The sequence below is a fragment of the Lederbergia sp. B243.17 genome (genome assembly GCF_057657925.1).
The window spans coordinates 1-11,659 of sequence record NZ_JBWBKF010000071.1 but is presented as its reverse complement, the minus strand read 5'-3'; the positions used below and the strand labels follow the sequence as shown (position 1 = coordinate 11,659).

Here is an 11,659-nt window from a genome sequence, read left to right as displayed (position 1 = left end):
TATCCCTTCTTATACTAAGAGTACAAACAAGTTGGAGGGATGACGAATGACAATCGTCGAAGTAAAGAATTTGCGAAAAGCTTACGGGGAAAAAACTGTACTGAATGGAATCGACTTTGAAGCCGGGCCCGGGGAAATCATCGGGGTTATTGGTAAAAACGGAGCCGGAAAATCCACCTTTCTTGAAATTCTGATGACACTTAAACAATTTGACGAAGGAGAAGTCCTCCTTTTTGATCAAAATATAGCGGAACTGCCAACCAACTCGCTTGAACAAATCCGCCAGCAAATTTCCGCGGTTCTGCAGCCGACTCAATTTTATAAAACATTGAAAGTCCAAGAGCTGCTGAAATTATTCAAGGCTTATTATCGTTCGAAAGCGGACATTGACAAGATGATCCAGGACTTCAGACTTGAGCCTCATCGGAAAACCTATTTTGATAAACTTTCAGGAGGCTGGAAGCAAATTGTCAGCTTGGCGATCGCCTTTTTATCCGAACCGAAAATGCTCATACTCGACGAGCCGACAACCGGCCTTGACCCGCATATGCGCAACACGCTCTGGTCTTACATTACCGATTACAACAAACGGACTGGAGGAACGGTGATCTTAACAACTCATAATATGGACGAAATTGAATTGTACTGTGACAAAGTCATGCTCTTAAATGAAGGAAAAGCCGAAGTATTTGCGGAAACGACTGACATACTCGCATCCGGCCACAAATCGATCCACCATTTCTATCTTGAAAAAGTAGCACAATAAGGGAGGAATTAAATATGTTTGCAACGCAATTGAAATACGACTTGATTATGTTTTCACGGGAGTTGTTCTATCTAGTCTTTACCATTATCGTACCGCCGGTCACATACCTTTTCATGGGAGAATTGTTTGGAAATGCAACATACGCGGGGAATTTAAGCTATGCCGAGACTTATACCCCTTCATTCATTCTCCTCATCACGTTCGGCGTCACCTTCTTCGCCTTCGGGTTTGAACAAGTTGTGCACCGGACGACAGGTGTTGAAAAACGGATCAGTCTTTCCCCTGTTCCGCAAAAGATTCTCTTATTGTCCAGCATCGCCAAATCAGTCATCATTACCAGCTTCGGCTACATGCTCGTTACAGGAATCGGTTTAGCAGTCTATGGTCTCTCTATCAGTTGGATGCAGTTTCTTTTATCCTATCTTGCTTTCATATTATTGAATGCCGTGCTGCTCATCATGTCATCTGCCATCTTTTCCTTTTTCAACTCGATGAACAGTGCTCTAGTGTTTTCGATCGTCGCTTTCCAAATCGTGATGATCACCGGCGGATTCTCACTGCCGATTGATATGATGCCAAAGTCCGTACAAATGATAGCGGAACTGAATCCCCTTTATCATATGAATCAGCTTTTCACCATTGTTTGGAACGGGCTGCCCTTCGACCGCTCGGCACTGCTGTCAATCGCTTATACAGTAGGTGTTACAGCTGTCTGCCTGATTCTCCTGAGAAGAAAAAAATGATTCGTAACTAAGCCCTTCTGATGGTACGATAGAAGTATAGATAGAGGGGGGCATGGGTATGAAGGTATCTTTAGACATTGACAGCAGCCACAGCGAAACGCGAGTAACCATTCATTGCCAGGAGCTGGATGATAACGTCAAGGAAATTGTCGACTTCGTCAAAGGGCGGAAGACCGAATTCCTTGTCGGCAGGATTGAGGAAATGCAGCATATACTGAAGCCTGAGGATATCCACTATTTTCATACTGAAAACGAGGGGGTTGTAGCCGTGACGGCAACTGGCTCCTACTCTCTCAGGGAAAAGCTTTATGAACTTGAGGAAATGCTGCCATCCTCGAAATTTATCCGGCTATCCAAATCCGTCATTGCCAATTTGCATGAACTGAGCCGCTTTGAAGCGTCATTTAATGGAACGTTATGTGTCTACTTTAAATCAGGTGCAAAAGAATATGTCTCACGTACATATGTGAGCGGCATCAAAGAAGCCCTAAAGATGAACAGGAGGAAATGAGAATGAAAACATTCATTCAAAGAAGCGTGCTTGGGATCTTTTTCGGCTCATTTCTGGCCTTGCTGATGATTTTCGCCATCATCTATATTGGAAAAAAAGAAACGCTGGATTCCGCCATTTTGGCGAAAAATGCGCTCGGCTCTATTGCCTGCGGCTGGTTTTATACGGTCACTCCTTTGTTTTTCGAAAACGAGAGGCTGTCATTGTCCCGAGCAACATTGTACCACTTCATTTCGGTTTGCATTCTATTTTTCTTCGTTGGCTTTTGGGTAGGCTGGGTGCCATTCACCGGGGTAGCGATTGCCGGATTCGGTCTCCTCTTTCTCGTCATCTATGCCATAATTTGGACCGCATTCTACCTTTATTTCAGGAAAACAGCTGACAAGCTGAATGAAGAATTAAATGGACTTTAAGAAAGAGCCGGACATCTCGCCGGCTCTGTTCCGTTATTCAAGAAAGTCGGGTCCGGCATACTTGCGGATCAGATTTTCAGCATCAGCATATGTATGGGTTGTTGTTTCATCGTCCCAAATGAATTGGGATGATTCCACAAGTTCAATTGTTCTGCTGCACCATGAAATATATTGCCTCTCCTCTTCCATTCCCCTGACCATAACCGCCATGGCAAATAGAATCCGCCCAGAAAATACATTTCTCTCCTTGAGGCTTTTCATTTTCTCCTTTACGATCTTCTCCATACTTTCAAGCCGTTTTTCTCTCTCTTTCCGATAATAGGTAAGATGATAGATCGCTTCTTCTGGTGATAAATTGTCCATGAAATACGTTTGCATCAGAAAAGGATCCTTAATCTTCGGAGAATCCGGCTGCTTTGTCATCCATTCAAAAAGCTCAGCCTTTCCTTCGTCTGTAATGGCATACATCTTTTTATCCGGCTTCCCCTCTTGGGGTACGAGCCTGCTTTTTACAAGCCCCGCCTTCTCGAGCTTCGCTAATTCCGGATAAATCTGTGATAAATGTGAATGCCAAAACACACTCATATACTCATCAAATTCTTTTTTTATGTCGTATCCCGATGCCTCCCACTTACTAAGCAACCCTAATATCCCATGACGCAATGACATTCTCTTTCCTCCTTTTATCTGGACAAGCTAATTTTTGTAAAGACAATCCGTCCGGCTCCCATGCTGATTGTGATGATACTTGTAAATAGGACTAGCACAAGCCTCCAGCTCTCTGGACAAGTATATAGAAAAACGCAGATAAGCAGCACCGTAAATAAGCCAATTATCATGCACGGCAGTCTGTACGCTGGTCTGTATTGTTGAACGAGCAGCATATCACTTGAAAGAAACAGATTGCTGATAACGAGGTACGTCGCCGCTTCGACCAAGTGAAACAAAGCAAATGAAAACACGAAAAAATAGCCGATCGTATGTGGGAACTCCAAGATCAACAACACGATAGAAAGTGGAACTCCAATCAATAAATTCAACACAATTCCAGCAATTCCTACATGAAAAAGTTGTTTATAACTGAGAGCACGTGCTCTTTCCTCATCAATCGGCCTCGGCGTTGAAAAAAACAAATACAATGGTACCTGCACATGAAAAGGATTGAGCTTGCAATTGTATTTGGCGTACATGACACCGTGGCCCACTTCATGTAACCAAATTACCGAATACAATGCAAAATAACCAACGAGAAAGTAAAACAGATACATATTTGAATCCCCCTTGCTAGGATGATGTATCCACAGCATAATGCATTCTTTTTAATATGTAAATATTTATATATAAATATTTATAATCATGGCAATAAAAATGGCCAGCAATATTGCCGGCCATTTCTCGCTGTCCAGATCATTGGTGAATATGCGGTTGCTTTACTGCCGGAAAAGAAAGAGTGACCTCCGTCCCTTCCCTTACCTTGCTTGTAATATCAATTCTCCCGTCAAGGCTCTCGACCACTTTGAAAACTATCATCATCCCTAGCCCAGAACCGGCCTGAGTCGTTGAAAAATAAGGCTCTCCAAGTCGATCAAGTGTTTCCTCATCCATCCCAGACCCGTTATCCTTTACACGAATGATGCATTGGCGCTTGCTGTACTCTGCTGAAAGATGAAGGATTCCTTCTCTATCCATTGCTTCTATGCTGTTTTTCATCAGGTTAACAACTACTTGCTTCATCTGCTTGCCTTCCCCAAGGAAATAACAGCTGCCGACATTCATATCATCAACATGGATACCTGCCTGATCGGCGAGCGATTGGATTTCTTCCCGTGCTTCAGCAATCAATGTTCTCGTATTCAACACCTGAAGGCCATCATAGTATGGGTTTGCAAAAATCGAGTAATCGGTTATGACCTCATCAATCCGATCTATTTCTTCAATCGCAAGCTTATAAAACTCCGATCGCTTTTCCGGAGTTGAAGATGGGTCGCTTTCAAGCAATTGCAACAGCCCTCTTATCGTGGCTAAAGGATTCTTCACTTGATCATTCACAGAAGCAGCCAGATGGCTGATAATCTCCTGTTTTGCATCCTGGTGAAGCTTCATCCTGTATTTATAATTCTTGCTCAACAAGGCCATTGACAGCCCGACAAACAAAATTCCCGTAACATTTGTCAGTATATAGCCTATGGACAGCTGCCAAGGATTATAGTCGCCGACTCCATAAAGCTGAATAACGACGATTGAAAATATGACATTGATGCCTGCCCCTACAGCCATTTTAACGAAGAGGGTCCATTTAAAATAATAGTTTCGTATCACCATTGTCGCCAATAGTAAGGCAAATGTGCTGATGACTGTTCCGTCAAGACCCGGAGTCCCATACAAAAGCTTGATCAGTACCGTTTCAGATGCCAAAGCGAGCCCGACAAAAGGGCCTCCGTATAAAGTTCCGAACCAAAGGGGCACCCTGCGCAAATCAAATTGCAAACCATCCACCTCATGCGTGCTGAACGCCATAGAAAACAGGATGATGAAAGCAGCTGAAAGCAGGATCAACCATTTACTTTCAAATCTATTGCGCGGCCGGCTCTCTATCCAGAACTGCTGAATGCTCGTGATCAAGATGATAAGTAATAAATTCAATAAAAGGTTAAGTCCCACATTCAATACATATAATCCTTTCTATATGGCAGCTTTTGTGCAAATTGTAATATTCAGTAATTTCCCCTAATAAAAAGAACATCCACCAATCATAGATTTGGTGGAAAAGATAGCATGGACAAGGCGTGAATCCAAAAAAGCGGATGACGAAACGAAGTTCTCTATGCAAATTGCAACAATTAACAGAAAAACTGTACTTTCTAGCAAAAATATTATCATTAATCGCACTCTTTTGCAACAAAACAGAAGCACACTGAACAATTTTCATAGCACAAAAGTTTGCACAGAAGTTGCACAGAGATTAAGTAGGCACTTCTAATAGGTCGAAAGGGATCAGCTGGGATGTTTTTGATCTCTATTAGAAAAAGCCATCCTCCAAGGATGGCTTTACGGTTATATTCTCATAGTTCCATAACAATTAAAATGGAGACGGCGGATATTCTTACATAGTTACTTAGAAACTCCTCAATATTAGGCAATTCAAAGGTTTTCGCCCCTCCATTTATTAGACTAACCAGGAAATAGCTAGGTTTACAAAAATGCATACGGAGATATTTTATAAATATCAATAGCCAAACACTAACTATTCAATTAAGTAATCTAATAGTCTTTTTAAAGATTCCTGTATAACTTAAGCTTTAAGTGATATAACTTGTAAATTATATAAATCCTTCAGTTCCTGAACATCCCTTCGTATGCATCAAACAAAACATTATTTTTCTTCAAAAGAAAGCCCAATAAACAAATATTTTTAGGATTAAGTTTGCCATTAGAAACCCTATCTTTTCTTCATAATAAATGAATCGTGATTTTGCTTTTGATAAAATCATTGTTTTCATTCTGTAATATAGCCTATGTGTATGTAAAACTTGACCTTCCTTTGTATCTAAGAAAATTTGTACATCATCAATACCTTTTTTATTATTCTATTTCAAAAAGTTTTCAATTTGTATTTCCATCCTTTCACTGACACTATTAATTACTTGATTAATTGTATCCTTATTCTCCGTATAAACTCCAGACTCTTGACGGAAGCCCCAATTTGGGTTCCCTCTAAACGATAGCCAATTAAAGCTAGTAATTACGACGTATTCACCATCAACTAATAAGACTTTCTCATGAGTGTTCCCTAATTTTTTAAAAGTTAATTTATTCCCATACTTTCGTTTTTTCATATCATTTATTTTTTCAATAGCTCTTGGATCACTATCATCTTTTATGTCTATACCATAACCAATAACTACCCTAACGCCACGTCTTAAACAACTTTTTATTTCATTTTGGAGTTCATTATCAAAACCACTAAATTTTATCCAAGGAGATAATATTACCACTAGTTTTTTTGATTTCTTTAAAGCATTAATTAGAATAGATCTATGCTCATATGTCTCTATAAATCTCGTAGTATTTACTTTATTGTTTTTCAACTCGTCTAGCTGTTTTTTTAGAATTTTAATTTCTTGTGTTTTTGAGTATACTTCCTCTTCTGGTAAGTCATCTGGATTTTTCAAAATACTCTCGTGCTCTTTAATTAACCTCGTTACAACGAATTCATTTATCTTTGTATTTTTACTTTCAATAATGTTTGCCTTAGCTTGTTGAATTGTTTCTTCTGTAATTAGTTGCGTTAAATCATTAGTGACTTTTATATCATCAATTTTGTCTTTTTTATCAAGCGGAATTTGATTTAATCCAGATTCTTGCATTTTTAAAAGTATATTTTCATATTCAACTTCTCTATCTAAACCATCAAATATTTTTACATCTAAGTTATTATTCTTATCTAAGAAAACTAATAAGCTCCTTTTTTTATACATAGTATAAGCCTTTTCTATTTCATTAATAGAAATTAAATCTCCATTAAATGTATCATCTAAGGATTCAGATCTATGTTTTTTAATTAATTTTGCAATATCATTAAATGCAATCTCTTTTACAACAGGCATTTCCTTATCTGGTAACAACACATGGAAATCTTTTTGTTTTACCTCTTTTGCTGAATAAGACGCTTTATGGGGTAAGGCTTCTCCCGTAAAACCATCTATTAAAAAATGAAAGCTTACTTGTTCAGGTACTATTAATTTCGAATTACGTAAAACGTCCTTACCTTTATCTGTTATCTTTGGTTTATCATTTAAGATAACCACTAAATCATCTTTAAATAAAACTGCAATAGAATCCATAATGAGTTTAGTTTCAATGCCTAAAATATTTGACATTTGCGCTATATCATTAATATTTATATCTAATAATTTCAGTATAAATTCTTCTACTATACCTATATCTTTCTTCTTGAGGAGCGTTATATTAAGATGAACTTTATATACAGGAAAAGCTGCATAAACATACTTCATTAACTTCCCTTCAGGAACTGAATCTTTGTATTTCTCCGCTAATTTTTCTATCATCTATAATACCTCCTCTAAAGAACAAATATTTTCATTTAAAGTAATATATTCGTATACTTTTAAAAAAGGATTTTCTAAATTATCAAACGTCATAGATTCTTTAGTTACTGAAAGGTGATCACCAACAATAATTAGTAACTCTTTCGATCTAGATAAGGCTACATTTAAACGTCTAGCATCACTTAAAAACCCAATTTTACCTTTTTCATTACTTCTTACAATACTATAAAAAATTATATCAGTTTCCCTTCCTTGAAAGGCATCTACAGTATTAATTTCGATATTTAGAAATTTAAATTTATCTTTATATTTGGTTTCAAATTCTTTACGAATTAGGGATTTTTGAGCCTGATATCCTGCAATAATTCCAACATCTTTAAATAAATTTTTAGCAGAGTATTCATTCTCCATATCTAATAATTTTGTAAAAATAACATTAACCTCGAATTCATTTTGATATGTTTGATGTGAATTACTTTTTATAATTTGTTCATATCTTTTTGGACTTTTAGCAGTTGTAAGCCACACAGCACCTTTTCCAGTCCATTTTTTAATACCATGGTCTCTTTGAGTTACCGTCGTCTTGGATTCTAACATTCCTTCATAAAATACTTTACTTACTAAGTTACCTATAGCAGGATGCATTCTATACTGTTGTTCCAATCTACCAACACAATTATCGTTAATATTTAACATTAATTCTTCGAATAAACTTTTTTCTAAATCCTTTAATTTAATATTTATTTGTTGTAAATCTAAATTTTGTATATTTTTATCTAAAATAGGGGGCAATTGTTTATGATCGCCTACTAAGACTATTTTTTTACCCAATGTAATTGGCACTAGTAATTCTGGAGCTGTTGCTCTTCCAGCTTCGTCAATTATTACCCAATCAAAAACAATATCACTATTGTATGAAAGACTTGAAATTCCTAAACACGTTGCCCCTATTATATTGGTTCTTTTTATCAATACATCTAATAATTTTTCGTCTGTACCTATACGTGAAAACCATTCACTTTGAATACCTTCAATTTTAGAAATAAACTCTAACTCTTCTTTGTTTCCTTGCATAGTATAGTTTACTTCTTCTCTCAAATTAAATAGTTGTTCTGTATCTTCGACATCCAAATATAGATATCCATCTTTCAATTGACGCTTAACTTCATCAGATTTGTACATAGTTTCAATTAAAGAATTTTCAAGTTCATTTTTTTCACCTGATAAGTTCTTTACTTTATCTAAATTAAGTAAAAATTGGTTACCAAAATTTATAAATTTATCCCTAAACATTTTGCTAATCTTATTTAATTCAATATCATCCGATTCCTTGGTTTCTTTATTAAAGGTATGAATAATCTTTTCCAGTTCATCATTTAACTTATTAAGCTCATCATAATTTTTTATAATAATGTCGAGTCTAGTTTGAGTTTTTAAAATTTCTTCATCTACCGTTTCTAAGTTTTCTTTTAAACGGTCTATTTCAATAATTTTTTCATACTTTTCTATTAAAGAATCATCTAAATTAATATGACTTTTTAAGCCATCTATATACTCTAAACTGTTCTTTTTAATACCCTCAATTAATTCAAACAATTGTTCCTCAATCATATATTTTTCTGCACCTAACGATAACTTTTCTTTTCTACCTATACGTAAAAGAGATAATTTCGGTAGCATATCTTTAATTTTATTTAATGCATGATCTACAGCTACGTTTGATTGAGAAGAAATTAATACTTTACTATCTGGATTCTCTTTATATATTTGATTAACAAGTTCACTTATAAAAGTAGTTTTCCCTGTGCCAGGCGGCCCTTGTAATATAAACATGTCTTTAGCTAACATTGCCTTTTCAACAGCTTTTTGCTTAGAATCGTCCATTTCACTATAATATTCCAAATCAATAAACAAATCGGAAAACATGGCCTCTTCAGGATTAATTAATAAATCTGCAATTTTAGGGTTACTTAACTCCCTATACTGAATAGATTTGAGAGCTTTCTTTTGTCGATTTAGTGCTGTTTCTATCATTCTATTATCAACAGAAATCTCCCCTGACTTAGCAAAATCATCTGGACTTGCATCTTTACTAAGTTGAATAATAAGCTTATCACCGTCGGAGTCTATACAATATCCTGCTAATTTAGTTCTATTTATGCTATACGCTGAAGTCATACATAACAACTGTTCATCATCAAATACTTTTTCTGAAATCTCATTTTTTAGTTCAACAATGACTTTCTCTCCCAAAGAGTCTACTTCAAAGTTACGATATTGCAATGTAGATTTATTTTCTTCAATATCTTGTTCTAATACACGAAGTACTTTTTCCCATCTTTGTATACTATTTTTTTCACTAATTTCTTGATCATTTTTTAGTTTTTTCGCTCTATATTCGAGTTCAAAGTTTGAAATCAATTCATGAATATTATCGAAATCATTATCTTTAGTTACACTAACACAAACTTCAAATTCACCATCCTGAGTAATTGCCCATTCTTTGTTGGTTGTATGTTGAGATTTACTTGGGAAATGTATTGCTATAATTGTAAATGTAGTATCCGTTCTTTTATCAACTACACACTTATATTCATATTGCTTTCCGTACAATTTATAAGTATTCTGGTCACTTCTCAAATTATTATCATTAGCCATATAAATTATTGACGTACTCAGATCATTAGCAATAAGTCTACTAGCTTCACTACGACTTTCATTTTCGAGGTAACCAAACTGACATAGTCTTTTTAGAACTGAATCTGCAAATCCTAATCCATAAACTTTACTTTCTTTTTTATTAAATTCTTGAAACCTATTTCTTAATTCGCTCACTGTATTAATACGATTATCAACTTCTACAGTTATCATTGATAATATTATGCTTATATAACGTTCATCCAATTCGCTATTTTTTACATAATCAATGATATTTTCTTCAAATTCAAATTCTTTTTCCAACAAAATTTCAGCAATAACAATTCCTACCGAATAAATATCACTTCTAAAATCTATATTTTTTAATAGAAATTGTTCAGGAGATGCATACTTTGGTGTTAAGTAATTTTTCATTGTAAAATCTTTATACATACTGTTTTTAATCTTACTTATACCAAAATCGATTATTTTTATTTCATTCGACTCGTTTATTAGAATATTTGATGGTTTAATATCTCTATGTATTACACCTTTAGAATGTGCATAATCTAACCCTTCTAAAATATCTAATATAATTTTTATCTTTTGTTTTTCACTAAATAATCCATTATAAATTACTTTATTTAAAGAATCTCCAGCAAAATATTCTAAAACAATATAGTTCAATTTATTTTCTATATCTATACCTTTTTCTAAAAGGTGAACTATATGCTCATTTTGAAGTTTCTCTAAATTTTCTATTTCTCTATTAAAAAGTGCCTTATATAAATCAGTAGAGTCATTGTCTGTCCACTCAAATGTTTTAATTACAACTGTTTCTTGATCTCGATCGAAATCTATGCATAAGTATACATTAGACATATTACCACCGTTCAATTTTTTTAAAATCTTATACCTATCTTTAATAAATTTCATTGTAGACACCTCTTCTTTCTTCTGAACAAAATATAATATAATTATATTACATTTTGTGAAGAAAAAGGAAGAAAGTCATAACAAAAGAACCATTTTATATGTGTGTTTTTAAATGCTTTTGTATAATTCAATTCTAGATATTCTTTCCTCTTATTATTTTCGTTTTTATTAATAATCACCTAATTTACGTTCATAATTTAATAATGTCTTACGAAATTAAGTTTAATAAAGAAACACGATATCAAGTTAAGATATATTTAGGTACAGATCCGTTAATAGGTATATAGATGTCTACTACAAAGAGTAGGTTTAAAACAAAAGCTGAGCTTGCTAAATTCAACTAGAAGTACGTAAAGGAACGTATAAAAAATATACTGCTAAAAAGCATTTGGAAATCTGTAATATTTGGATTGAATGTTATGAAAAAAAACAGTAACAGGATAGTGTGACTGCTAAACTAAAGTTAACAGTTCTTGCTAAACAGGAATAAACACTCTTCTATCAAATATCACTCCTGTTAAGTTATGCTTGTGCTTCAAGATAACTTAGCTGGGGGCTTGGAGAGATGGAGAAGATATTATTGT

At 34.8% G+C, this 11,659-nt stretch carries 9 protein-coding genes; 4 read left to right on the top strand and 5 right to left on the bottom strand.

Annotation, left to right across the window (positions count from 1 at the left end):
* Positions 1 to 46 precede the first annotated feature (46 nt).
* Genes AC0TWI_RS12785 through AC0TWI_RS12770 form a run of 4 tightly spaced genes read left to right on the top strand, consistent with a single transcriptional unit; the run spans position 47 to position 2,433 of the window.
* Positions 47 to 766: an ABC transporter ATP-binding protein gene (locus AC0TWI_RS12785; RefSeq protein ID WP_488126725.1), complete on the top strand. Its 720-nt coding sequence runs from the start codon at positions 47 to 49 to the stop codon at positions 764 to 766.
* A 14-nt stretch (positions 767 to 780) separates the two neighbouring features.
* Positions 781 to 1,509, top strand: coding sequence for an ABC transporter permease (locus tag AC0TWI_RS12780; RefSeq protein ID WP_488126724.1), 729 nt, complete (start codon positions 781 to 783; stop codon positions 1,507 to 1,509).
* A gap of 58 nt (positions 1,510 to 1,567) precedes the next feature.
* Positions 1,568 to 2,020, top strand: coding sequence for a LytTR family DNA-binding domain-containing protein (locus tag AC0TWI_RS12775; RefSeq protein WP_488126723.1), 453 nt, complete (start codon positions 1,568 to 1,570; stop codon positions 2,018 to 2,020).
* A 2-nt stretch (positions 2,021 to 2,022) separates the two neighbouring features.
* A complete protein-coding gene (locus AC0TWI_RS12770) occupies positions 2,023 to 2,433 on the top strand; it encodes a DUF3021 domain-containing protein (RefSeq protein ID WP_488126722.1) in 411 nt (136 codons plus the stop codon).
* 33 nt (positions 2,434 to 2,466) lie between these two features.
* On the opposite strand, the gene AC0TWI_RS12765 is transcribed toward AC0TWI_RS12770, so the two are convergent.
* From AC0TWI_RS12765 to AC0TWI_RS12745, 5 genes are all read right to left on the bottom strand, one after another.
* Positions 2,467 to 3,102 carry a PadR family transcriptional regulator gene (locus AC0TWI_RS12765; RefSeq protein ID WP_488126721.1) on the bottom strand — a complete coding sequence of 212 codons (636 nt, stop codon included), beginning with the start codon at positions 3,100 to 3,102 and terminating at the stop codon, positions 2,467 to 2,469.
* Between the two features lie 14 nt (positions 3,103 to 3,116).
* Complete coding sequence (locus tag AC0TWI_RS12760; protein ID WP_488126720.1) at positions 3,117 to 3,701, bottom strand: site-2 protease family protein; 585 nt, start codon at positions 3,699 to 3,701, stop codon at positions 3,117 to 3,119.
* A gap of 139 nt (positions 3,702 to 3,840) precedes the next feature.
* On the bottom strand, positions 3,841 to 5,094 hold the full coding sequence (locus AC0TWI_RS12755) for an ATP-binding protein (RefSeq protein WP_488126798.1): 1,254 nt from the start codon (positions 5,092 to 5,094) through the stop codon (positions 3,841 to 3,843).
* A gap of 926 nt (positions 5,095 to 6,020) precedes the next feature.
* Positions 6,021 to 7,502, bottom strand: a complete 1,482-nt coding sequence (locus tag AC0TWI_RS12750; protein WP_488126719.1) for a phospholipase D-like domain-containing protein — start codon at positions 7,500 to 7,502, stop codon at positions 6,021 to 6,023.
* Positions 7,503 to 11,075: an AAA domain-containing protein gene (locus tag AC0TWI_RS12745; RefSeq protein ID WP_488126718.1), complete on the bottom strand. Its 3,573-nt coding sequence runs from the start codon at positions 11,073 to 11,075 to the stop codon at positions 7,503 to 7,505. It abuts the gene before it with no gap.
* Positions 11,076 to 11,659 lie beyond the last annotated feature (584 nt).

Excerpts from the sequence above, each read along its gene's own strand:
- AC0TWI_RS12785 (WP_488126725.1), top strand. The coding sequence starts at position 47 with ATGACAATCGTCGAAGTAAAGAATTTGCGAAAAGCTTACGGGGAAAAA.
- AC0TWI_RS12780 (WP_488126724.1), top strand. The coding sequence starts at position 781 with ATGTTTGCAACGCAATTGAAATACGACTTGATTATGTTTTCACGGGAG.
- AC0TWI_RS12775 (WP_488126723.1), top strand. The coding sequence starts at position 1,568 with ATGAAGGTATCTTTAGACATTGACAGCAGCCACAGCGAAACGCGAGTA.
- AC0TWI_RS12770 (WP_488126722.1), top strand. The coding sequence starts at position 2,023 with ATGAAAACATTCATTCAAAGAAGCGTGCTTGGGATCTTTTTCGGCTCA.
- AC0TWI_RS12765 (WP_488126721.1), bottom strand. The coding sequence starts at position 3,102 with ATGTCATTGCGTCATGGGATATTAGGGTTGCTTAGTAAGTGGGAGGCA.
- AC0TWI_RS12760 (WP_488126720.1), bottom strand. The coding sequence starts at position 3,701 with ATGTATCTGTTTTACTTTCTCGTTGGTTATTTTGCATTGTATTCGGTA.
- AC0TWI_RS12750 (WP_488126719.1), bottom strand. The coding sequence starts at position 7,502 with ATGATAGAAAAATTAGCGGAGAAATACAAAGATTCAGTTCCTGAAGGG.
- AC0TWI_RS12745 (WP_488126718.1), bottom strand. The coding sequence starts at position 11,075 with ATGAAATTTATTAAAGATAGGTATAAGATTTTAAAAAAATTGAACGGT.